This is a genomic window from Methylocystis sp. (assembly GCF_051061225.1).
Classification (GTDB): Bacteria; Pseudomonadota; Alphaproteobacteria; order Rhizobiales; family Beijerinckiaceae; genus Methylocystis.
This window is the reverse complement of record NZ_JBPFEB010000087.1, coordinates 1-21,664: the sequence shown is the minus strand read 5'-3', so window position 1 is coordinate 21,664 and position 21,664 is coordinate 1. Positions and strand designations below refer to the sequence as shown.

At 68.1% G+C, this 21,664-nt stretch carries 21 protein-coding genes and 1 tRNA gene; 15 read left to right on the top strand and 7 right to left on the bottom strand.

The genetic code is table 11. The features are described 5' to 3' along the window. Positions 1-285 (bottom strand): hypothetical protein (locus ACR652_RS15265; protein WP_434507332.1); only part of this gene is annotated, 285 nt, incomplete at its 3' end. 286 nt (positions 286-571) lie between these two features. Then, positions 572-645, bottom strand: a tRNA-Gln gene (locus ACR652_RS15260). Positions 646-959: 314 nt separating this feature from the next. Between ACR652_RS15260 and ACR652_RS15255 the strand changes: the two genes are divergently transcribed. Beyond that, positions 960-1,970, top strand: coding sequence for a Ppx/GppA phosphatase family protein (locus tag ACR652_RS15255; RefSeq protein ID WP_434507334.1), 1,011 nt, complete (start codon positions 960-962; stop codon positions 1,968-1,970). 237 nt (positions 1,971-2,207) lie between these two features. Here ACR652_RS15255 and ACR652_RS15250 read toward each other — a convergent pair whose 3' ends face one another. Beyond that, the gene (locus ACR652_RS15250) at positions 2,208-2,402 is read right to left on the bottom strand and encodes a hypothetical protein (RefSeq protein ID WP_434507331.1); all 195 of its coding nucleotides are present in this window, start codon (positions 2,400-2,402) and stop codon (positions 2,208-2,210) included. Between the two features lie 116 nt (positions 2,403-2,518). Between ACR652_RS15250 and ACR652_RS15245 the strand changes: the two genes are divergently transcribed. The 3 genes from ACR652_RS15245 (at position 2,519) to ACR652_RS15235 (ending at position 5,821) form a co-directional block, all read left to right on the top strand. Then, positions 2,519-3,253, top strand: coding sequence for a divergent polysaccharide deacetylase family protein (locus ACR652_RS15245; protein WP_434507330.1), 735 nt, complete (start codon positions 2,519-2,521; stop codon positions 3,251-3,253). Next, a complete protein-coding gene (locus tag ACR652_RS15240) occupies positions 3,250-3,762 on the top strand; it encodes an RNA pyrophosphohydrolase (protein ID WP_434507329.1) in 513 nt (170 codons plus the stop codon). Before ACR652_RS15245 ends, ACR652_RS15240 begins: the two co-directional genes overlap by 4 nt. A 148-nt stretch (positions 3,763-3,910) precedes the next feature. Then, complete coding sequence (locus tag ACR652_RS15235) at positions 3,911-5,821, top strand: PAS domain S-box protein (protein WP_434507328.1); 1,911 nt, start codon at positions 3,911-3,913, stop codon at positions 5,819-5,821. 18 nt (positions 5,822-5,839) lie between these two features. On the opposite strand, the gene ACR652_RS15230 is transcribed toward ACR652_RS15235, so the two are convergent. Further along, positions 5,840-7,252 carry an RsmB/NOP family class I SAM-dependent RNA methyltransferase gene (locus ACR652_RS15230; protein WP_434507327.1) on the bottom strand — a complete coding sequence of 471 codons (1,413 nt, stop codon included), beginning with the start codon at positions 7,250-7,252 and terminating at the stop codon, positions 5,840-5,842. Between the two features lie 78 nt (positions 7,253-7,330). Here ACR652_RS15230 and ACR652_RS15225 point away from each other — a divergent pair, with 78 nt between their 5' ends. Continuing rightward, complete coding sequence (locus ACR652_RS15225; RefSeq protein WP_434507326.1) at positions 7,331-7,543, top strand: DUF1674 domain-containing protein; 213 nt, start codon at positions 7,331-7,333, stop codon at positions 7,541-7,543. A gap of 33 nt (positions 7,544-7,576) precedes the next feature. Here the strand turns inward: ACR652_RS15225 and ACR652_RS15220 are convergent, their stop codons facing one another. Further along, a complete protein-coding gene (locus tag ACR652_RS15220; protein ID WP_434507325.1) occupies positions 7,577-8,374 on the bottom strand; it encodes a dienelactone hydrolase family protein in 798 nt (265 codons plus the stop codon). Positions 8,375-8,603: 229 nt separating this feature from the next. On the opposite strand from ACR652_RS15220, the gene ACR652_RS15215 reads away from it, so the two are divergent. The 10 genes from ACR652_RS15215 to ACR652_RS15170 all read left to right on the top strand — a co-directional run bounded on the left by ACR652_RS15215 (position 8,604) and on the right by ACR652_RS15170 (position 20,401). Then, on the top strand, positions 8,604-10,556 hold the full coding sequence (locus tag ACR652_RS15215; protein ID WP_434507324.1) for a potassium transporter Kup: 1,953 nt from the start codon (positions 8,604-8,606) through the stop codon (positions 10,554-10,556). Positions 10,557-10,577: 21 nt separating this feature from the next. Continuing rightward, complete coding sequence (locus tag ACR652_RS15210; RefSeq protein WP_434507323.1) at positions 10,578-12,494, top strand: potassium transporter Kup; 1,917 nt, start codon at positions 10,578-10,580, stop codon at positions 12,492-12,494. A gap of 135 nt (positions 12,495-12,629) precedes the next feature. Continuing rightward, positions 12,630-13,514 carry a tryptophan synthase subunit alpha gene (trpA, locus tag ACR652_RS15205; RefSeq protein ID WP_434507322.1) on the top strand — a complete coding sequence of 295 codons (885 nt, stop codon included), beginning with the start codon at positions 12,630-12,632 and terminating at the stop codon, positions 13,512-13,514. Then, on the top strand, positions 13,511-14,374 hold the full coding sequence (gene accD / locus ACR652_RS15200) for an acetyl-CoA carboxylase, carboxyltransferase subunit beta (RefSeq protein ID WP_434507321.1): 864 nt from the start codon (positions 13,511-13,513) through the stop codon (positions 14,372-14,374). Before trpA ends, accD begins: the two co-directional genes overlap by 4 nt. 19 nt (positions 14,375-14,393) lie before the next feature. Beyond that, complete coding sequence (locus tag ACR652_RS15195; RefSeq protein WP_434507320.1) at positions 14,394-15,713, top strand: bifunctional folylpolyglutamate synthase/dihydrofolate synthase; 1,320 nt, start codon at positions 14,394-14,396, stop codon at positions 15,711-15,713. Positions 15,714-15,916: 203 nt separating this feature from the next. After that, positions 15,917-17,035 carry a (5-formylfuran-3-yl)methyl phosphate synthase gene (locus ACR652_RS15190; protein ID WP_434507319.1) on the top strand — a complete coding sequence of 373 codons (1,119 nt, stop codon included), beginning with the start codon at positions 15,917-15,919 and terminating at the stop codon, positions 17,033-17,035. Positions 17,036-17,039: 4 nt separating this feature from the next. Further along, entirely contained in the window at positions 17,040-17,675 is a 636-nt protein-coding gene (locus ACR652_RS15185) for a uridylate kinase (protein WP_434507318.1), read from the top strand. Beyond that, positions 17,672-18,229: a flavoprotein gene (locus ACR652_RS15180; protein ID WP_434507317.1), complete on the top strand. Its 558-nt coding sequence runs from the start codon at positions 17,672-17,674 to the stop codon at positions 18,227-18,229. Before ACR652_RS15185 ends, ACR652_RS15180 begins: the two co-directional genes overlap by 4 nt. A gap of 206 nt (positions 18,230-18,435) precedes the next feature. After that, on the top strand, positions 18,436-19,836 hold the full coding sequence (locus tag ACR652_RS15175) for a DUF6513 domain-containing protein (protein WP_434507316.1): 1,401 nt from the start codon (positions 18,436-18,438) through the stop codon (positions 19,834-19,836). 1 nt (position 19,837) lies between these two features. Next, a complete protein-coding gene (locus tag ACR652_RS15170; protein WP_434507315.1) occupies positions 19,838-20,401 on the top strand; it encodes a DUF447 domain-containing protein in 564 nt (187 codons plus the stop codon). An 11-nt stretch (positions 20,402-20,412) separates the two neighbouring features. On the opposite strand, the gene ACR652_RS15165 is transcribed toward ACR652_RS15170, so the two are convergent. Both ACR652_RS15165 and ACR652_RS15160 read right to left on the bottom strand, forming a co-directional pair. Beyond that, positions 20,413-21,444 (bottom strand): hydantoinase/oxoprolinase family protein, encoded by a 1,032-nt coding sequence (locus tag ACR652_RS15165; RefSeq protein ID WP_434507314.1) that lies wholly within the window; start codon positions 21,442-21,444, stop codon positions 20,413-20,415. 85 nt (positions 21,445-21,529) lie between these two features. Beyond that, on the bottom strand, positions 21,530-21,664 hold a 135-nt coding region (locus tag ACR652_RS15160; RefSeq protein WP_434507333.1), incomplete at its 5' end, for a formaldehyde-activating enzyme.

Here is a 21,664-nt window from a genome sequence, read left to right as displayed (position 1 = left end):
GAGCAGGCGGGCAAGCATCCAATCCGGCGGGAGCGCGAGGGTCTTCGAGAGGTGCTCGACATCGCCCATCGTTTTCCGGGAGACCATTATCGGCGGCAGCACAACGTCAGCGGCCGTCTTCGGCGCCAGGCGAATATGGTGGGTGAAGAGCAGCCAATAGACGTGGCCGGTTTTCATGCCCGTGGCGGCGCCGATCTCCGCTGCCGAGTGGCCCAAGCCGGCGAGATAGGCTGCCTGCGCGAGACGCATCGAGGCAAGCGGGACAGGCTTCTGCGTTTTGGCCATTGGGGCGACCTCCTGGCCGCACCTTAGCGCCGCCCTTGTATTGCACAAGCGCCGGGCGTAGATTATCCAGGCATATCCCCATGATGCTCAAGCGCCCTGACCGCGGATGAACCGGCAGGGCACTTTTGCGTTGTGGGGCGCGCTTTCATGTCGCATCCATGTCGCACGGATTCGCCGGCTCCCGGTGGAACTGCCGGGAAATCAACGGGAATGGATTGCAACACGTGCAACATGAAAAAGGGCCTTTTCCGACCCTCTGAACGGCAGATTTTCCTTTGAAATCAAGTGGCTGGGGGACCTGGATTCGAACCAAGATTAACGGAGTCAGAGTCCGCTGTTCTACCGTTGAACTATCCCCCAACGGGCCGTCGGTTTTGCGCCGCAGCGGGACGTGATCTAGAGAGAGCCGGGCGCGCTGTCAACTGTCTGGCGGGGGCGAAAAGCTCTCGCGCTGTCGCGGCGCGCTGCGACGCCACTTGCAGGCCGCGCGCCAATCCTGCATTTAGGAAGTTCGACCCGTGGGGTCGCGCAGGCGGCGAGAGCGCGCGAAACCGTATTATCGCGGGAGCAGGAACTTGGCAGGCACCGAGCAGCCCGCGAATCCGGGGCCAGCTCTGGAAGCAGTAGAGGCGGCGCGGACGCAGGCCGGCGTCGCGGTCGCGGCTGCGCTCGCCATCGGCCGGCCCGCGCCCTCGGGCGTGCATACTTACGCCGCCCTCGATCTCGGCACCAATAATTGCCGGTTGCTCATCGCCCGGCCGGAGCGCCGGCCCCGCCGCCGCAACACCGATTTCCTGCGCGTCATCGACGCCTTTTCGCGCATCGTGCGCCTCGGCGAGGGCCTCGGACGCGCGGGACGGATCAGCGAGGCCGCCATTGAGCGCACCATCGCGGCGCTCGATATCTGCCGCGCCAAGATGGAGGCGCGCGGCGTCTCCCGCGCCCGGCTCGTCGCCACCCAGGCTTGTCGCGGCGCCGCCAATGGCGAGGAATTCGTCGAGCGGGTGCGCGAGCGCACCGGACTCGAACTCGAAGTCATCGACCGGGAAACCGAGGCCCGATTCGCGGCGCGCGGCTGCGGCTCGCTTGCTGATCCCCAGGCGAGCAGCGTGCTGCTCTTCGACATTGGCGGCGGCTCGACCGAACTTGTCTGGCTCACCCGGCCGCCCGCGCCCGGCGAGCCCCGCGAGCTGCACAGTTGGACCTCGCTCGAACTCGGCGTCGTTACGCTGGCGGAGCATTTCGGCGGGCGCGTCGTGGACGCCCGCACCTTCGCGGCGATGAAGAACCACGCCCTGGAAGCCCTCGCCCATTTCGTCGAGGAAACGACGGAAGTGAGGCGCTGCGCGCGTTTTCACCTACTCGGGACCTCCGGAACCGTCACGACCCTCGCCGGCGTGCATCTGGGGCTGGAGCGCTACGACCGGTGGCGGGTGGACGGCCTCTGGATGACGGACGCCGAGGCGACGCGCGCCATCGAGCGACTGCGGGCGATGGATTTCGACGCGCGCGTGGCGAATGGATGCATCGGCCCGCAACGCGCCGACCTCGTTCTCGCGGGCTGCGCCATTTTCGAGGCGATTCGCGAGACATTCCCCGCCGCCCGCACCCGAATCGCGGACCGGGGCCTGCGTGAGGGCATGCTGCTGGAGCTGATGGAAGCCGACGGCGCGCTCACCGGCTGAGCAAGCGCCCTCGACAGGGCGCAGCGCAGGCTTCACAATAAGCAGGTGTGATTCTGGACTTTCGCATCCTCCGCGAGCGCGCTTCGCCATCATGTCCGACGACCTCGACGCCCCTCTCGGCCAGACGCGCCAGCCGGCGGTCACGTCCGCGCCCCCGCGGCGGCCAAACCTGCGCCTGATCGCGGCCGGCGCCGTCGCGGCCATCGTCGGCGCGCTCTCCGTCGCGCCGCGCGACCCCTATGGCGGCGAGCCGCACGCCGTCGCGAGAATAGAGCCCGCAAAGGCGCCGGCGCCTGGCCCGTTGGCGCCGCAACCGTCCGCGACGGCCACGACCGAGCCGCCCGCCACGGACAGCGTGGCGCGGGAGATCGAGGCGCTCTCAGGCGTGAAAGTGACGCGGCCGGGCGGGGAAGGCGGCGTGGCGCGCATCATTCGGGTGGAGCCCGCCTCCGGCGTCCGGCTCGCGCCCGCGCCCGACCGCCGGGTGACGGAAAAGAGCCGCTTCGGCCTGTTGCCGAAGATCGGCGCGGACGGCGCCCGGCCGATGGATGTTTACGCTCGTCCCTTCGTCGCGGCGACGACGCTCCGGCCGGACACGCCCCGCATCGCTCTGGTGGTGGGCGGGCTCGGCCTCGACGCGCAGTCGTCGCTGGACGCCATCGACCAGCTTCCGGAGGCGGTCACGCTCGCCTTCGCGCCATATGGGACGGAGCTCGACCGGCTGGCGCAACAGGCGCGCGCGCGGTCACGAGACCCTTCTCCAGGCGCCGATGGAGCCGTTCGACTATCCGCGCAACAATCCGGGTCCGCATATGCTCACGACGGACGCGGCCGACGGCGGCGGCGACGATCTCCTCTGGCTGATGAGTCGATTCGCGGGTTATGCTGGCGTCATGAATTACCTTGGCGGACGCTTTACGGCCGATGAAACGGCCATGTCTTCGGCGCTGGGCGAGATATCCCGGCGCGGACTTTTCTATCTCGACGACGGCGCCTCGCCGCAGTCGCGCGCCGCCGCCGTGGCGCAACGGCTCGGCGCCCCCTTCGGGCAGGTCGACGTGATCCTCGACGACGCGCCGCAGGCGATGGACGCCGCGCTTGCAAAGCTCGAGACGCTCGCCCGAGACAAGGGCGCGGCGATCGGCTTCGCCAACGCCAGCCCGGCCGCGGTCGCCCGGATCGCGCGCTTTTCGAAGGCTCTGGAGCGGCGCGGCCTCGCGCTCGCGCCCGTTTCCTCGGCGCTCGCGCCGCGCGGCGCGGCGGCGGGAGACGGGCGCAAATGACCGCCTGCGCGCCGGACAGCCGTTATCGCCCCTGCGTCGGGGTCACGCTCATCAACCGGGACGGACTCATTTTCGTGGGCCACCGGCGCTCCAAGGGCGCCTTCGATCAGGTCTCGGCTCCCTATCTCTGGCAAATGCCGCAGGGCGGCATCGACGAGGGCGAGACGCCGTTCGAGGCGGCGCTGCGCGAGCTTTACGAGGAAACCAACGTGTCGAGCGTGAAATTCCTCGCGGAGGCGCCGACATGGCTGTCCTACGACCTGCCGCCGGACGCGAAGAAGAGCTGGTCCGGGAAATATGTCGGCCAGACCCAGCGCTGGTTCGCCCTGCGCTTTCTCGGCCAGGACGACGAGATTGACATCCACGCTCCCGGCGGCGGCAAGCACAAGCCCGAATTCGACGCCTGGCGCTGGGAAAAGCTCTCGGCCCTGCCAGACCTCATCGTGCCATTCAAGCGGCAGGTCTATCTCGACGTCGTCGAGGCCTTTTCGCCCTTCGCCGCTCCATGAGGCGAATGGGAGCCTCCGCCGCCCGCCCCGCGCGCGAGACCATCGCGATCTCCTTGAAAGCGGCGAATGTTTCCGTCCCTCCATAACATTGACGCAATTTAGCTTTGCTTTGCGGCCGGGCGGAGGGCGCAGTCGTTAGCGCGTTATAATGATGAATTTTGAAGGCGTTCGTTCCTGGCCCGCGGCGGCGCGATACGCCGTGGCTGCGCCTGCCGTGGCCGCGACGATCGCTCTTTGCGCGCTGTTGGGCGGCGCGGCGGCCGAGCGGCCTTTCATCCCGCTGTTTTTCACGGCCCTGCTCTTGTCCGTCCTGGTGGGCGCCGGCCCCGGCCTGCTGGCGGCGGTCCTTGGCGGGCTCGGCGGCGCCTATTTCTTTCTTCCCCCGATCGGATCGCTGGCGATCGCCGATCCAAACGACCTCTTTCGCCTCGCTGTCTACGCCTTCGCCTCATGCGCCACCTGCCTCGGCGTGGGCTGGGCCAGCCGCCGCAGCCGCGACGCACTCGAGACGGCAATCACGCGCACGCAGCGCCGCCTTCGCGAGGAAGCGAACGAGACCCTCCGGGAAAGCGAGGAGCGGTATCGACTGCTCTTCGAAACGAGCCGCGACGGGATCGTCACCGTGGACCTGCGCGGCACGATTCAGGACGCCAATCCTGCGTTTCAGGAGATGCTCGGCTTTTCGCTCGAGGAACTGCGCACGCGCACCTATCAGGAGCTCACGCCCGCGCGGTGGCATGCGTGGGAGGACGCGATCCTGCGCGAAAGGATCATCCCCTTCGCCGACTCGGGCGAATATGAGAAGGAATATGTGCACAGGAACGGCACGGTCTTTCCGGTGAGCCTGCGCGCCTGGCCGGTTTACGATGGGAAGAAGGACATCATCGGCTTTCGCGCCTTCGTGCGCGACATCACCGAGCGCAAACGCGCGGAAGAGGCGCTGAAGGCGGCGGACCGGCGCAAGGACGAATTTCTCGCGACCCTCGCCCATGAGTTGCGCAATCCGCTGGCGCCGATCCGGAACTCGGTCCACCTCCTCAAACAGGAGGGCGCGCTCGCGCGGGAACGCGACCGCAAGCTCCTCGCCATTGCGGATCGACAGGTCCAGCATCTCATCCGGCTGGTCAACGATCTGCTGGATTTCTCGCGCATTTCGCGTGGCAAGATCGAGTTGAAACGCGACAGGATCGATCTCCTGTCGGTTCTGCGCCATGCGATCGAGACGGCGCAGCCCGCGATCCAGGCCGGCGGGCATCGCCTCGAAACCTCCTTCACGGACGACGCGGTGACGGTCGACGGCGACCCCGTTCGGCTGGCGCAGGTCTTCACCAATCTGCTCGACAACGCCGCCAAATACACCGAGCAAGGCGGAAGGATCACGCTTTCGGTCGAGAGGTCCGGCGATGAGGCCGTGGTGAGCGTGCGCGACAGCGGCGTCGGCATCCCGGTGGAAATGCTGCCGCAGATTTTCGACTATTTCACGCAGGTCGACCGCACGCTCGGCCGCGCCAAAGGGGGGCTGGGAGTTGGTCTCGCGCTCGTCCGCAGGCTTTTGCACCTTCACGGCGGCTCGGTCGAAGCGCGAAGCGCGGGCGTGGGATGCGGCAGCGACTTCATCGTCCGCCTGCCGGCGCTGACCGAAAGCGCCAGCCTCCCGGAGACGCCGGCGCGCCCGTCCAGGACGCCGCGCCGCGTTCTCATCATCGACGACGACGCCGACGTCGCCGACAGTTTCGCGGAACTGCTCGCTGATTTCGGCGCGACGACAAGCGTCGCCTATTGCAGCGACTCGGGCGTCTCGGCTCTGAAGACTTTCCGGCCCGAACTCGTCCTGCTCGATCTCGGCATGCCCCCGCCCGACGGATTCGAAACCGCCCGGCGCATTCGCGCCCTGCCCGAGGGACGCGACGTCGCGCTCGTGGCGCTCAGCGGATGGGGAAAGGCCCAGGTGCAGGCGCGCGTGCGCGACGCGGGCTTCGATGGTCATCTGACCAAGCCCGCGGAACTTGCCGCCCTGAGCGACCTGCTGGGCTCGCTGCAAGCGGCCCCGCGCGGCTGAGCCCAGGCGGGCGGGCGGTCAGGCCTGCCGCACCAGCCGCGCGGCAAAGAAGCCGTCGATGCCCGCCAGTCGCGCGTCTTCGTTGGGCCAGAAATAGGGGAGCGTGCGCAGGTCGCCGTCGCGGTTGATGAATTCCGGCGGCGCACCGTCGGCCTCCGTGACCGGCTGGCGGCGGAAGTCGGGGTTTCTGCGCAGGAACGCCGCCACTTGCTGCTCGCCCTCCTCGGGCTCGAGCGAGCAGGTGCAATAGACGATCCGTCCCCCCGCCTTGGTCAGCAGCGCGGCGCGGGCGAGCATTTTCGTCTGGAGCGCCGCGAGCGTGTCGATGTCGCCGGGCTTCTTCGTCCAGGGGACGTCGGGATGCCGGCGCGCCGTCCCGGTCGCGGAACAGGGCGCGTCGATGAGAATGGCGTCAAAGGGTTGCGCCTGGTAGCCGGTGGCGTCTCCCACGGCGACGTCGGCGCGAAGGTCGAGCCGCGACAGATTGGCGGCGAGCATCTTCAGGCGTTCCGCCGAACGGTCGAGCGCCACCACATGAGCGCCCGCCTGCGCAAGCTGCGCCGTCTTGCCCCCCGGGGCCGCGCACATGTCGAGCACCCGCTCGTCGGCCTTGGGGGCCAGAAGGCGCGCCGGCAGGGCGGCCGCCGCGTCCTGAACCCACCATTCGCCTTCATGATAGCCCGGCAGCTCGACGATCGGCGTGCGCGTTCTCAGCCGCACGGAGCCGGTCGGCAGCACCACGCCGTCGAGCCGCTCCGCCCATCCCTCGGGGTCCGACTTGACGGAAAGGTCGAGCGGCGGCTCCTTCATGTAGATGGCGGCGATGGCGCGGGCGCCGGCCTCGCCATAGTGTTTGCGCCAGCGCTGGGCCAGCCATGGCGGCGCGTCATATTCGCCGCCGGCGGCGAGCTCCAGAAACTCCTCGCGCCGCCTCAGCAGATTGCGCAGCACGCCATTCACCATGCCGGCATAGGCGCCGGTCTTCGGTTCGAGCTTGGTCGCGCGCACCGCGAGGTCGATCGCGGCGTGGTCGGCGGCGTCCAGAAAGAGAAGCTGCGCGGCGGCGGCGATCAGCGTGTATTCGAGCCGGCCGGCCTGACGCGGCAAGCCCTTCTCGAGCAGTTCCGCCAGCACATGGCGGATGATCCCGAGGCGGCGCAACGCCGCCGTGGCGATCGAGCGGGCCAGCGCGACGTCGCGGGGCTCGAGTCCCGTCAGCCGATTCGGGACCGCCTGGGGGGAGAAACATTCATCGAGCCGATGGCCGCCCTGGATGACGTCGCCAATGATCGCGGCCGCCGCGAGCCTTGCCGGCAATCCGGGGATCTTCGCCGCTTCCGCCTCGCGGGCCGCTTCTGCCGGAACGAACCCCTGCCGGGTGGCGTGACGCCCCGGTTTCGACCGCCCGGGGAATGATTTACTATCGCTCAAACGGCCGTCTCCACTGCCCGGTCCGGGCCGAATTATAACACAGAGCGACGCGGGCAGGCGAGAATCTGCGAAAACGCCATGTCCGAGTCAGACAAAGCAAAATCAGCGCAAGACCCCGTCTTGTCGGCCCGCCCCCTGCCCCCCGAGGCGCGGCGCGCGCTGGCGGAAGCCGAGGCGCGGCGCACGGCCGCCGGCGAGGCGGCCCGGCCGGAAGAGCGCGGCGGCCGCGGCGGGCTCGATCCGGCCCGCTACGGCGACTGGGAAGTGAGGGGGCTGGCCAGCGATTTCTGACGCCGCCCAATGCTGTTTCGCCCGGCGACGCGTCTATCCGACGCCATGCGTGCGCAGGAAAGCGAGCATCCGGCTCCACGCGTCCTTCGCCGCCTGCGGCCGGTAGCTTGGCCGGTAATCGGCAAAAAAGGCGTGCGGCGCCTCATCATAGACAAGAATGTCCGCCGGCGCCCCGGCCTGCGCGAGGCGCGCCATCATCCGGTCGACGAGGTCGAGCGGAATGCTCGGATCGGCGCCGCCGTAGAGCCCCAGCGTCGAGACGCTGATCTTCTCCGCCACGTCGATCGGCCATTGCGGCTGCACGGCCGTATGGGCGCCGTCGAGGCGGCCATACCAGGGGACGCACGCCAAAAGCTCGGGATTATGCGCGGCATAGAGCCACGCCACGCGCCCGCCCCAGCAGAAGCCGGTGATGGCGGCCCGCCCCCGCGCGCCGCCCCGGCTCTCCGCGAAATCGAGGGACTCGTCGAAGATCATCATCGTCTCCGAATCGGGAACCCTGGCGACGATCTCGCGCAGGATGGTCTCGATGTCGGGCGCTTTGGACGGATCGCCATAACGGATCAGGAAATCCGGCGCGACGGCCAGATAGCCGAGCTTGCCGAAGCGGCGGACAATGTCGCGGATATGATCGTTGAGGCCGAAAATTTCCTGTGCGACGAGCACGATCGGCAGGTCCCTGCCCCCCTCCGGCATGGCGTAATAGGCGGGCGCGCCGCAGGGCAGGACGGCGTCGCCCGCCTCGAGCCCCTGGAGGTCGGTGGGCGGAAGGTCGTCTCCAGCCCCGCCGGCTGAAGCGGCGAGGGCCTTGTCCTGCGAACCTGACGCCATTTGCGCCTCCTTTCGATGGTCATCACGTGATGAAGGTGCGCGCGAGGCGCCCCGCAGGCAAGCCTTCTCATCGGCCTGAAAAGGGCGTATATGGCCGCTCCGTTTGCGAAAGGGCGCCTTTCGCGCCTGAAAAGGGGCCATTGTCCGTGCCTGCCCGGAAGCTTGTGCTCGAGCCGCCCCCCTCGCCGCCGGCGCGCGCGCCCGGAACCTCCTCCAAAAGGAACGACTGATGAATGAGCTATCGGGCGCCGAGCGCCAGGCCGGCGCGGCGGCCGCCGGCCCCGCGCAGGACGTCGGCCACGGCGATGGTGGCGGCCACGAACATGGCAAAGGCGACTTGCTCGGCCTGATCGTCGGCTCGATCGGCGTCGTCTACGGGGACATCGGCACGAGCCCGCTCTACGCCCTGCGCGAGTCGCTCGCCCATGAGGTGCAGGCGGACGCGCTGACGGAGCAAAGCGTCATCGGCTCGATCTCGCTGCTGATTTTCGCGCTGATCTTCACCGTCACCATCAAATACATCTTTTTCGTCATGCGCGCCGACAACCGCGGCGAGGGCGGCATTCTTTCGTTGATGGCGCTGGCGCAGACGGCGCTGGGGCGGCAGACCAGAGTGGCCTTTCTGCTGGGCGTCGGCGGCGCGGCGCTCTTTGCGGGCGAGGCGATGATCACCCCCGCGATCTCTGTGCTCTCCTCCATCGAGGGCCTGGAGCTGGTGACGCATCGCTTCACCGAATATGTGATGCCGACGACGATCTTCATTCTGGTGACGCTGTTCTGGGTGCAAAGTCACGGAACGGCGCGGGTCGCGGCTTTCTTCGGCCCCATAATGATCACCTTCTTCCTCACCATGGGGGTTCTCGGCGCCCTGCATATCGCCGACGCGCCGCAAGTGCTCTCGGCCTTCAATCCGCGCCACGGCGTCGTCTTTCTGCTGACGCATGGCTGGCTCGGTTTCACCGTGCTCGGCTCGGTCTTTCTCGCCGTCACCGGCGTCGAGGCGCTTTATGCGGACATGGGCCACTTCGGCCGCTTCCCGATCCAGCTCGCCTGGGTCGGCTTCGTTCTGCCCGCCCTGCTGCTGAACTATCTCGGACAGGGCGCGCTGGTGCTGTCGCGCCCGGAGGCCGTCGGCAATCCCTTCTTCCTCATGGCGCCGGAATGGGGCCTGCTGCCGCTCGTCATTCTCTCGACCATGGCCACCACCATCGCCGCGCAGGCGGTGATCACCGGCGCCTTCTCGCTCGCGCGTCAGGCGATCCAGCTCGGCCTGCTGCCCCGCCTTGAAATCACCCACACCTCGGCCATGCTCGAAGGGCAGATCTATATCGGCCGCATCAACCGCATCCTGCTGATCGGCGTGCTGCTGCTCGTCATCGCCTTCAAGAGCTCGTCGGCGCTGGCCTCGGCTTATGGCATCGCCGTGACCGGCACCATGGTGCTCTCGACCTCGCTGCTCTTCATCGTCGCCTGGCGCAAATGGGGCTGGCCGCTCTGGCTCGCCATTGTGTTCGCGACGTCCTTCCTCGTGGTTGAGTTCACCTTCCTCGCGGCCAATCTGCTGAAGATCGTCGAAGGCGGCTGGGTGCCGCTGGTGCTCGGCGGCTGCGTCATGATCATCATGTGGACATGGGTGCGCGGCACGAGGCTTCTGGGCGAGAAGACTCACCGCGACTCGATCCCGATCATGGATCTGATCGCCATGCTTCAGAAATCCAAGCCCACCCGGGTGCCGGGCACGGCGGTGTTTCTGACCAGCGACCCCAATGTCGCGCCGACGGCCCTCATGCACAACATCAAGCACAACAAGGTGCTGCATGAGCGGGTGCTGATCATCTGCGTGCGCACGGAGAACCGCCCGCGCGTCGCGCCGGAAAAGCGCTTCGAACTGACCCGCCTGTCCGACGACTTCTCCAGCGCCATCCTGCATTTCGGCTTCATGGAGAGCCCGCGCGTGCCCGCCGCCCTGGCGCTGATGCGCAAGGCCGGCTTCAAATATGACATCATGACCACGAGCTTCTTTCTCGGCCGGCGCACGATCAAGGAGAGCCCGGCCTCGGAGATGCCCGCCTGGCAGGACAAGCTCTATGTCTCGCTCACCAAACAGGCGGCGAATGCGACAGACTTCTTCTCGATTCCCTCTGACAGGGTCGTCGAGCTGGGGGCGCAGGTGACAATCTGACCCCTTTTACTGGAGGCGTTCATGACAAAGCATATTCCAGTCAACGCCCAGGACCCGGAGGCGTCCGCCGACGACGGACACGCGAGACACTCCCCCGCCGCGCTGATCCTCGGCTCGATCGGCGTGGTCTACGGCGACATTGGCACGAGCCCGCTCTACGCCCTGCGCGAGTCGCTGTCGCATAGCGTGAAGGCCGATCTTCTCACGCAGGAGGCGGTCATCGGCGCGATCTCCCTGCTGATCTTCGCCCTCATCTTCACCGTCACCATCAAATATGTCCTGTTCCTGATGCGCGCCGACAACCGCGGCGAAGGCGGAACGCTCTCGCTCATGGCTCTGGCCGAATCCTCGGTCGGCGGGCGCTCGGCGGCGATCTTCCTTCTCGGCGTCGCCGGCGCGGCGCTCTTCTCCGGCGACGCGATCATCACCCCCGCCATCTCGGTGCTGTCGGCGGTCGAGGGACTCGAACTCGTCACCCATCGGTTCAGCGAGTATGTGCTGCCGATCACGCTTGTCATCCTGATCACCCTGTTCTGGGTGCAGAGCCACGGCACGGCGCGGGTCGCGGCCTTCTTCGGCCCGATCATGGTGGCTTTCTTCGCCGTCATCGCCGGTCTCGGCGCCATGCATATCGGCGACGCGCCGCAGGTGCTCTGGGCCTTCGACCCGCGCAGCGGCGTCGACTTCCTGCTCGAACATGGCTGGCTCGGCTTCGCCGTGCTGGGCTCGGTCTTCCTCGGCGTCACCGGCGCGGAGGCGCTTTACGCCGACATGGGCCATTTCGGGCGCTTCCCGATCCAGGCCGCCTGGCTCGGCTTCGTGCTGCCGGCGCTGCTGCTGAACTATCTGGGCCAGGGCGCGCTGATCCTGTCGCGGCCGGAGGCGATCGACAATCCCTTCTTCCTGCTCGCGCCGGACTGGGCGCTGCTGCCGCTCGTGCTGCTCTCGACGGTCGCGACGGTCATCGCCAGTCAGGCGGTGATCACCGGCGCCTTCTCCATCGTGCGGCAGGCCATCCAGCTCGGCCTGCTGCCGCGCCTCGAAATCATCCACACCTCGGAGGCGCAGGAGGGGCAGATCTACATCCCGCGCGTCAACCGCCTGCTGCTGCTCGGCGTGTTGCTGCTGGTCATCGCCTTCCGCAGCTCGTCGGCGCTGGCCTCGGCCTATGGCATCGCGGTGACCGGGACCATGGTCGTCACCACCTCGCTGGCCTTCGTCGTCGTCTGGCGGGACTGGAAATGGCCGCTTCCGCTCAGCGTGGCCTTCATCGCCGCCTTCCTGGTGGTGGATGTCGCCTTCCTTGCGGCCAATCTGCTCAAGATCGTCGATGGCGGCTGGGTTCCGCTGACGCTCGGCGCCTGCGCCATGATCGTCATGTGGACCTGGGTGCGCGGCGCCGGCCTGCTGAACGAGAAGACCCACGCCGACTCGATTCCCATCTCCGAGCTGATCCCCATGCTCGAAAAATCGCAGCCCATGCGCGCTCCCGGCACGGCGGTTTTCCTGACCAACGATCCGAAGACCGCGCCGGCCTCCCTGATGCACAACATCAAGCACAACAAGGTGTTGCATCAGCGGGTGCTGCTTCTGTGCGTGCGCACGGAAAACCGCCCGCGCGTGCGCCCGGACAAGCGCTTCGAGATCGAGAAGCTCTCGGAGGATTTCTCGGTAGCGACGCTGCATTTCGGGTACATGGAGAGCCCGAATGTGCCGCGCGCCCTCGCTCTCATGCGCAAGGCCGGGTTCGTCTGTGATCTCATGACCACGAGCTTCTTCGTCGGCCGCCGCGTGGTGAAGGCGAGCCCCGCCTCGAAAATGCCCGCCTGGCAGGACGCGCTCTATGTCTCGCTCACCCGGCAGGCGTCGAGCGCGCCGGACTTCTTCTCCATCCCGCCGGACCGCGTCGTGGAGCTCGGGGCGCAGGTGACGATTTGATGATGTTGGACGCGCACGAAAATCCCAACTCCGCCGCGACCCCGCAAAGGGGGGTGGACGGGACGCGGGCCAGGGACTAAGCCATCCTCGAAAGGGGCGGGAGACCCCGCCGAACCGGAAAGACGCCAAATTCTTATGTCCACCCGTATCGACGCCCGTTTCAACGCCCTCCGCACGGAGGGGCGCGCCGCCCTCGTGACCTTCGTCATGGCCGGCGATCCCGACCCAGAGACGTCGCTCGCGATCGTCAGGGCGCTCCCCGCGGCGGGCGCCGACGTCATCGAGGTCGGCATGCCCTTCACCGATCCCATGGCCGACGGCCCGGCGATCCAGGCGGCGGGGCTGCGCGCGCTCAGGGCGGGCATGACGCTGAAAAAGACCCTGAAGCTCGTGACGGCGTTCCGCGCCGACGACGCCCACACGCCGATCGTGCTGATGGGCTATTACAATCCGATCTATGTCTATGGCGTCGACAGGTTCCTGGCCGACGCGAAAGCCGCCGGCGTCGACGGCCTGATCGTCGTCGACCTGCCGCCGGAGGAGGATGCGGAGCTCTGCATCCCGGCGCGCGACGCGGGCCTCAACTTCATCCGCCTCGCCACGCCCACGACCGACGACAGACGCCTCCCCAAGGTGCTCGAAAACACCTCCGGTTTCGTTTATTATGTGTCGCTGACGGGCATCACCGGCGCGGCGCTCGCGGATTACGCGGGGGTCAGCGCCGCCGTGAAACGCATCAAGGCGCACACCGATCTGCCGATCGCGGTGGGATTCGGCGTGAAGAACGCCGAGAACGCCGCCGAGATCGCCCGCAACGCCGAGGGCGGGGTGGTGGGATCGGCGCTGGTGGAGGCGCTCAGGGCGTCCCTCGGCGCCGGCGACAAGGCGAGCGCGACCACCGTCGAGGCGGTCGCCTCGCTCGTCGCGAGCATTTCCGCCGGCGTGCGCGGGGCGCGGAGCGGGTCCGCGGACGGCAACGGCGGCGGCGCATTTTCCTGGCTCACGAGGCTTTGGGCATGAACTGGTATTCCAACGTCGTCCCGCCCAAGATCAAGGCGCTCATCAAGCGTGAGGCGCCGGAAAACCTCTGGGTGAAATGCCCGGAGAGCGGCCAGCTCGTCTTTCACAAGGACATCGAGGCCAATCTCTTCGTCGTGCCGGGTTCGGGCTATCACATGCGCTGCCCGGTGGACGTGCGGCTCGCCACGTTGTTCGACAATGGCGAGATGGAGCTGCTGCCGACGCCGGACGCGCCGATCGACCCGCTGAAGTTTCGCGATATCAAGCGCTACGTCGACAAGCTGAAGGAATATCGGCTGAAGACCGGCCAGCAGGACGCCGTGACGCTCGCCACGGGCAGGCTCGACGGCTCGCAGGTCACCGTGGCCGTGCAGGACTTCGAATTCCTGGGCGGCTCGCTCGGCATGGCGGCGGGGGAGGCCATCGTCGCCGGGGCGGAACATGCGCTCGCCAAGCGGACCCCCTTCATCATCTTCACGGCCTCGGGCGGCGCGCGCATGCAGGAAGGCATGTTCTCGCTCATGCAGATGCCGCGCACGACCATCGCCGTGCAGCGCCTGCGGGACGCGCGCCTGCCCTATCTCGTTGTGCTCACCAATCCGACGACCGGCGGCGTCACCGCGTCCTATGCGATGCTGGGCGACGTGCAGATCGCCGAGCCCGGCGCCATCATCGGCTTCGCCGGCGCGCGCGTCATCGAGCAGACCATCCGTGAGAAGCTGCCGGAGGGCTTCCAGCGCGCGGAATATCTGCGCGACCACGGCATGGTGGACATGGTGGTGCCGCGCCAGGAGATGCGCGGGACGCTCGCGCGCCTCTGCGGCCTTTTGACCAAGACGCCCCCGCGGCGCGCCGCCTGAACGAAAAGGCGCAGCCGCCATGGATCAGCATGACGCGATCCTGTCGCGACTGCTCACCCTTCATCCCAAGAAGATCGACCTGTCGCTCGGGCGCACCGAGCGGCTGCTGGAGGCGCTCGGCCGCCCCGACCTGCGCCTGCCGCCGACGATTCACGTCGCCGGCACCAACGGCAAGGGCTCGACCATCGCCTTCCTGCGCGCCATGCTGGAGGCGGCCGGCCAGCGCGTGCACGTCTATACGTCGCCGCATCTCATCCGCTTCAACGAGCGCATCCGCCTTGGCGCGGACGGCGGCGGCCGGCTCGTCGACGACGACCGGCTCAACGCGGTGCTCGAGCGCTGCGAGGACGCCAATGGCGGCCAACCCATCACCTTTTTCGAGGTGACGACGGCCGCGGCCTTCTCGCTCTTCGCCGAGACGCCGGCCGACTGGCTCCTGCTCGAAACCGGCCTCGGCGGCCGTTACGACGCCACCAACGTCATCAACACCCCGAAGGCGACCATCGTCACCTCGGTCTCGCTCGACCACATGGAGTTCCTCGGCGATACGGTCGAGAAGATCGCCTATGAGAAGGCCGGCATCTTCAAGCGCGGCGCCCCGGCAGTCATCGGTTTCCAGTCCGAGGGCGCCGAGAAAACCCTCGAGCGCGAGGCCCGCCGCGTCGGCGCGCCGGTTCTGATGGCGGACCGGGACTTTCATGTCCGCGAGGAAAATGGCCGGCTCGTCTTCGAGGATGAGCGCGGCCTGCTCGATCTGCCCCTGCCCCGCCTCGCCGGGCGCCATCAGCATCTCAACGCCGCCGGGGCGCTCGCGGCGCTCCGGGCGGTGTGGCCGGACATGCCTGCCCGCGCCATGGAGACAGGGCTCACGCGAGCCGAATGGCCGGCGCGGCTCCAGCGCCTCCTGCGCGGGCGCATCGTCGATCTCGCGCCGTCGGGCGCCGAGGTCTGGCTCGACGGCGGCCATAATGAGGACGGCGGCCGCGTGCTGGCTGAGGCCATGGCCGAATTCCACGACCGCGCCCCGCGCCCGCTGGTCCTGATCTGCGGCGCGCAGACGACGAAGGACGTGGGCGCCCTGCTGCGCCATTTCGCGGGTCTGGCGCGGGAGGTCGTGGCCGTGCCGGTCGAGGGCGAGCACAAGAGCTGGCCGCCCGAGGAGGTCGCCGCAATGGCCAAGGCCGAGGGCATTTCCGTTTCGGCTGCGGCGAACAGCGTCGAGGAGGCGCTTGGACTCCTGTCGTCCCGCCCCTTCGACCAGCCGCCACGCGTGCTGATCGCCGGGTCGCTCTATCTGGCGGCGACGGTGCTTTCGGCGAATGGGTCGCGGATCGAGTAGCGGCAAGGCCCCCTCCCTGTCCCTCCCCCGCAAGCGGGAGAGGGGACCCTCGCGATCAGCGTTCCAGATGAGGGCCGGGGGCTGCTCCCTCTCCCGCGAGAGCGGGGGAGGGTTGGGGAGGGGGCCTCGCCACCCCGTGCAATTCACAGAACAGCCGCAACCGTATATTGAAACCCCGCCCGTCCCTCTGGAGCCCGAAAGAAATGACCCTGATGTTGGCCAGCGTTCTCTCGCGCGAGGAAGCGGAGGTCGCTCTCGCCCATGGCGCCGACATCATTGACTGCAAAGACCCCGCGCGCGGCGCGCTCGGAGCTCTGTCGCTGCCGCAAGTCGCGGACATTGTCGCGGGCGTGGGCGGCCGCTGCCCGGTGAGCGCCGTCGTCGACCTGCCGCATGACGCCGCCCATGCCCGCCGCGCCTTCGAGGAAGCAGCTGAAACCGGTGTGGACTACATCAAATTCGCGCTGCCGCAGACCCCGGACGCAGGCGAGATCGTCGCCACTCTGGCTCCCCTCGCGCAGCGGGTGAAGCTCGTCGCCGTGCTTTTCGCCGACCTCGCCCCCGCTTTCGAGCATCTCCCGACCCTCGCGAAAGCGGGAGTCCACGGCGCCATGCTGGACACAGCGCACAAGGGCAAGGGCCGGCTCATCGACATGATGTCCGTCGGCGCGCTGTCCGAGTTCACCCGCCGCTGCCGCGAGCTGGGCCTCGCCGCCGGTCTCGCCGGGGCGCTCGAACCGCCGGACGTCCCGCGCCTCCTCGTCACCGGCCCCGACGTTCTGGGCTTTCGCGGCGCGCTCTGCGCCCATGGCGACCGCCGCGCCGGCCTCACCGCCGCCGCCACCGCGCTGATCCGCGATCTGATCCCCACCCGCGGCGACAAGATCGAGACGCTCGCCGCCGAATGGGCGCTGATCGCGCGCGGCTATATCGAGCCGCCGGGGCTCAATGAAACCGACTGCGTCTTCCTGCACGATTATGTCGTGCCGGTGGAGGTCGGCGCCTATGCGCATGAATATGGCCACACGCAGCGCGTGCGCTTCAACGTCGACGCCGAGGTGGCGCGCGCGGATGTGACCGACGACATGCGCTCGGTCTTCTCCTATGACGTCATCATGGACGCCATCAAGGTGATCCTCTCCGGCGGCCACATCGCCATGGTCGAGACCATCGCCGAGCGGCTGGCCGAGAGCGTGCTGCTGCATGAGCGCGTGCGCTGCGTCGTGGTTCAGGTCGAAAAGCTGGACGTCGCGCCCGGAGCGGTCGGCGTGAAGATCCGGCGCGAGCGTCACCCCGACGCGCGCCGCGTGAAACCGAATTGACCCCGTGGCCCCGGACGCCCGCCCCCTTCTCGTCGCCAAGATCGGCGGCAGCCTCCACGACTCGCCCCTGCTCGCGCGGTGGATCGAAGCGCTGCGCGCCTGGCCGCACCGGCTGACAATCGTCGCCGGCGGCGGCCCCTTCGCCAACGCCGTGCGCGCCGCGCAGCCCAAACTCGGCTTCGACGACCGGACGGCGCACGCCATGGCGGTTCTGGCCATGGAGCAATATGCCCTGGCCCTCGGGAGCCTCCATGGCCTCGATCTCGCGGCGACGCCCGGCGAGATGGCCGAGCTTCATGCGCGCGGCCGCATCGCCGTGTGGCGCGCCTCGGCCATGGTCGCGGCGGCGGACATCGCGCCCGGCTGGGAGGTCACGTCCGACAGCCTCGCCGCCTGGCTCGCCCGCGCCGCCGGCGCCTCGGCGCTGCTCATGATCAAGAGCGTCGACATCGGCGCCGATTGTGCTTTGCGCAGTCTCGTCTCGGCCGGCGTTGTCGATCCGGCTTTTCCCGACTATGTCGACGGAACGCCCGTCACCGTCGCGGGTCCGCGCGCGCTCGCCACCGCGGCGCAGGCGCTGGCCGGCGGCGCCCTGCCCGGCGTCCCCGTCGCCTCCTCAACACAGAAGATCGCTTCATGACAAAAACGCACATTGTCACGCCGCGCTGGGGATGGGCGCTCACCGGCTCCGGCCATTTCTTCACCGAAAGCCTGGAGATGATCCGCTCGCTCGATCATTGCGATCTCTTCGTCAGCAAGGCGGCGGCGGAGGTGGTGCGCATGTACAAGCACGATCTCAACCTCCCCGACACGATCCGCATCTTCAAGGATACGACCGCCAGCGCCGCGCCGGTCGGCGGCTTCTACTACAACGTCTATCACACGCTCGTCGTCGCGCCCGCGACCTCGAACACCGTCGCCAAGGCGGTCTACGGCATTTCGGACAATCTCGCGACCAATGTCTTCGCGCAGGCCGGCAAGTGCCGGGTCCCCACCATCGTCTTCGCCTGCGACACCGCGCCGGAGCTGGAGACGCGCGCGCCCAAGGGCATGGTCATGGTCTATCCGCGTCGTATTGATCTTGAGAACACCGACAGGCTGAAGTCTTTCGAGGCGACGCAGGTGGTCGAAAGCCTCGCCGCGCTTCGGGAGGCTGTGGAACGGCGCAAGCGGGAGCTGGCGGAGCAGGCGTAACCCGGCCCGCCCCCTCTCCCCGCCTGCGGGGAGAGGGCTGGGGTGAGGGGCGAAGCAACGGCGGTCATCTGCACAAGGGCAAGTCCATCGTAAAACGAACTACATGAGTCGATGCGGCCTGGACCCTCACCCCTCCCCTCTCCCCGCCTTGCGGGGAGAGGGAGATGGTCCGCATTATGGCCAGACCTGCAAGAAAGCCCCCAAGCATGAGTGAACGCCTGCTGTTTCTCACCGGCCACCTGGCCTATCCGCGACTGGAGCGGATGGTCGCCGGCTTCGGCGAGAAGGCGCGCGGCTGGCGCATCCACGATATTGGCGTGAAGGTCGCGGCGCTGATGACGCAGGACATCATCCTGCGCCGCCTGCCGCGCCCGGTCGAGGCGGATCGCGTCATCCTGCCGGGCCGTTGCCGCGCCGATCTCGACGCGCTCACGCAAGCCTTCGGCGTGCCCTTCGAACGCGGGCCGGAGGAAATCGCCGATCTTCCGGTCTGGCTCGGCCATGGCGGCGTCGCGCCGGACCTGTCGCGCCATGACATGCGCATTTTCGCCGAGATCGTCGACGCCTCGAAGATGAGCGTCGCGGAGGTCGTAGAAAAGGCGCGCGGCCTTGTGCGCGCCGGCGCCGACGTCATCGACCTCGGCTGCCTGCCGGACACGCCCTTCGATCATATGGAGGAAACGATCGCCGCGCTGAAGGCGGAAGGGTTCAAGGTCTCGGTCGACTCCGCCAATGTCGCGGAGCTCTCGCGCGCCGTCGCGGCCGGCGCGGATCATCTGCTGAGCCTCGACGAGGAAACGCTCTCGATCCTGCCCGATCATTCCGCCCTCGTGCCGATCCTCGTGCCGCGCCCGCACGGCGACCTCGACTCCCTGCAACGCGCCGCGCGGATCGCCCGCGCGAAAGGGATCGCGTTCATTCTCGATCCGATCCTCGATCCCATCCATTTCGGCTTCGCGGCCTCCATCGCGCGCTATGTTGAGATTCGCGCGCGCGAGCCCGAAGCCGAGATCATGATGGGCACGGGAAATCTCACCGAACTCACCGACGCCGACACGGCGGGAATCACCGCCGCCATGCTTGGAATTTGCTCCGAGCTGGGCATTCGTCACCTGCTCACCGTGCAGGTGAGCCCGCACACCCGGCGCACGCTCCAGGAGCATGACGCCGCCCGGCGGCTCATGTACGCCGCCCGCGCCGATCGCGCCCTGCCGAAAGGCTACAGCGACGCGCTGCTTCAGGTGCACGACCGGCGACCCTGGTCCTCGACCCCCGGCGAGATCGCCGAACTTGCGCGCGAATTGCGCGACGCGAATTTCCGCATCGAGACCTCGAGCGACGGCGTGCATGTGTTCGCCAGGCAATTTCACGCGGTGGAGACGGACGCCATGGCGCTCTTTCCCCATCTCAACGTCGCGCACGACGGCGCACATGCCTTTTATCTTGGAGCCGAGCTGATGAAGGCCGAGCTCGCCTTCAAGCTCGGCAAGCGCTACCGCCAGGATGAGCCGCTCGATTTCGGCGCGGCAATGGACACAAGCGACGAAGACGCGACGCGCTTCAAGGAAATCGGCCACACGATGCGCAAGGCGGTCGAAGGGAAATAGAATGCCGCTGATTCACGAATGCGTCGTCACGACGCTCACGCCGGAAGGGCGGCCCCATATTGCGCCGCTGGGTCTCATCGAGGAAGGCGACCACTGGATCGCCGCGCCGTTCCGCCCCTCGACGACGCTGTTCAATCTCGAACACGGCAGGAAGTTCACCGCGAGCTTTACGGATGACGCGCGCGTCTTCGCGGGCCTCGTGACCGGGACGCGAAGCTTTCCCCTCACCGATATCGACGGCTGGCCGGCGCCGCGACTCTCCTGCGCGCTGGCGCATGCCGAATTGGAGATCGATCACGTAGAAGCGGACGAGTTGCGCCCGCGTTTCTTCTGCCGGGTGCGGCACATGGAATCGCATCGCCCGTTCCTCGGCATGAATCGCGCCCGCTCCGCCGTGCTCGAGGCGGCGATTCTGGCGACGCGCCTTGGGCGGCTGTCGCACGAAAAGATCGAGAACGAACTCGCTTATCTGACCATCGCCATCGAGAAGACCGCCGGCTCGGCCGAGCGCGAGGCGTGGGACATGGTGATGGAGAAGATACGGGCGCATCTCGCCAGCGCGTGAAAGCGCTAGAGTCAGATATCCAATAAGGCGATCGCCGCGGCTGGCGCGCAATCGCCCGCGGCGGCCGCAAGCGCGGCGGGCGCGTCGATGAGGTCCGCGAAATCCCGATAGGCGCGCCCCTGCGCGGTCGCCATCCGCGCCACGAGCGCGCGGCCCACGCCCGCGCCGACAAGGGGCGCATGCGGCGCGACCGCGTCTCGCGAACTCAGAAGCGCCATCTGATCCTCTATGACGCGCACTTGCGCGCGCGCCAGATAATCGGCGAGCGTGCGCGCCTGCGCCGGCGTCAGCTCGCTCCCATCCAGGCCAACGATCCGCGCGAGCCGTGCCGAGGACGCGGCGACCGTCTTCGGACGCCCGTCGGCCGTCGGCGACAGATCGGCGCGGCTCTCGCCCTCCGGCAGATCGCCCAGCACGCGGCGGACATCCGCCATGGCGGCGAAGCTCTCATTGACCAGCGGCGACCAGCGCCCGTTGATGGGCGCGCGCGTCGCATAGGCCTGCGGCGCGCCGCGGGAAAAGCCGGCGTATGCCAGCTCGCCATGCACGAGCCGTTCCGCGTCGGTTTCTCCAAGCGCGCAAACGCGGCCCCCGTGAATGGGGACGAGATCGGTGGTGGTCGAACCCATGTCGACGAACAGGGCTTCACCGCAGCGCTGCGCGACGAGCTCCGCGCTGGCGCGCCAATTGGCGGAGGCAATCGACCGCGCGGCCTGGGCCACGCCCGTGCGTTCCACGAACCCCCGCGCGCCGGCATAGTAGAGAATCTCCCCCGCCCCGATCTCACGCGCGGCGATGGCGGCGACGGAGACGACCCCTTGCGTCCGGTCCGCGAAGGCGTCCGACAGTTCCGCGGTCATGGTGACGCGGTGGCGTTCGGCTCGCCCGAGCTCCGCGAGCGTCTCGCGGATGGGCGCCTCGAGATGCGCAAGGCCCAGATGCGGGGCGCAGGCGCGCTGCGTCACGGCGACAATCCGCCCCGCCTCCACGCGCGCCGCCTTGACATGGGCGCCGCCGATGTCCCAGCCGATGGTCGCGGTCATGCGCGCCTCTCGTCGCCTTACGTAAAGCGGAAAAGAAAAAGGGGAGCCGCGAGGGCTCCCCTTCCATTCGAGCCTGCGCCCGAACTCAGTTCGGAGCGAAGGGGTGCTTCGCGTCGTTGCGCTTGGCGACGACTTCCGACGCCTTCGGCTCGCCGCGAACGGCGCGGGCGATGGCTTCCTTCGTGGCGGTATAGTTGTAGTCCTGGATCTTCTTGTCGTC

Bases quoted from the DNA above. Each gene is read 5' to 3' on its own strand.
- ACR652_RS15240 (WP_434507329.1), top strand. From the start codon at position 3,250: ATGACCGCCTGCGCGCCGGACAGCCGTTATCGCCCCTGCGTCGGGGTC.
- ACR652_RS15235 (WP_434507328.1), top strand. From the start codon at position 3,911: ATGATGAATTTTGAAGGCGTTCGTTCCTGGCCCGCGGCGGCGCGATAC.
- ACR652_RS15210 (WP_434507323.1), top strand. From the start codon at position 10,578: ATGACAAAGCATATTCCAGTCAACGCCCAGGACCCGGAGGCGTCCGCC.
- ACR652_RS15245 (WP_434507330.1), top strand. From the start codon at position 2,519: ATGTTTACGCTCGTCCCTTCGTCGCGGCGACGACGCTCCGGCCGGACA.
- ACR652_RS15175 (WP_434507316.1), top strand. From the start codon at position 18,436: ATGAGTGAACGCCTGCTGTTTCTCACCGGCCACCTGGCCTATCCGCGA.
- ACR652_RS15170 (WP_434507315.1), top strand. From the start codon at position 19,838: ATGCCGCTGATTCACGAATGCGTCGTCACGACGCTCACGCCGGAAGGG.
- ACR652_RS15180 (WP_434507317.1), top strand. From the start codon at position 17,672: ATGACAAAAACGCACATTGTCACGCCGCGCTGGGGATGGGCGCTCACC.
- ACR652_RS15215 (WP_434507324.1), top strand. From the start codon at position 8,604: ATGAATGAGCTATCGGGCGCCGAGCGCCAGGCCGGCGCGGCGGCCGCC.
- ACR652_RS15250 (WP_434507331.1), bottom strand. From the start codon at position 2,402: ATGATGCGCGCCACGCCGCCTTCCCCGCCCGGCCGCGTCACTTTCACG.
- ACR652_RS15190 (WP_434507319.1), top strand. From the start codon at position 15,917: ATGACCCTGATGTTGGCCAGCGTTCTCTCGCGCGAGGAAGCGGAGGTC.
- trpA (WP_434507322.1), top strand. From the start codon at position 12,630: ATGTCCACCCGTATCGACGCCCGTTTCAACGCCCTCCGCACGGAGGGG.
- ACR652_RS15225 (WP_434507326.1), top strand. From the start codon at position 7,331: ATGTCCGAGTCAGACAAAGCAAAATCAGCGCAAGACCCCGTCTTGTCG.
- ACR652_RS15165 (WP_434507314.1), bottom strand. From the start codon at position 21,444: ATGACCGCGACCATCGGCTGGGACATCGGCGGCGCCCATGTCAAGGCG.
- accD (WP_434507321.1), top strand. From the start codon at position 13,511: ATGAACTGGTATTCCAACGTCGTCCCGCCCAAGATCAAGGCGCTCATC.
- ACR652_RS15195 (WP_434507320.1), top strand. From the start codon at position 14,394: ATGGATCAGCATGACGCGATCCTGTCGCGACTGCTCACCCTTCATCCC.
- ACR652_RS15220 (WP_434507325.1), bottom strand. From the start codon at position 8,374: ATGGCGTCAGGTTCGCAGGACAAGGCCCTCGCCGCTTCAGCCGGCGGG.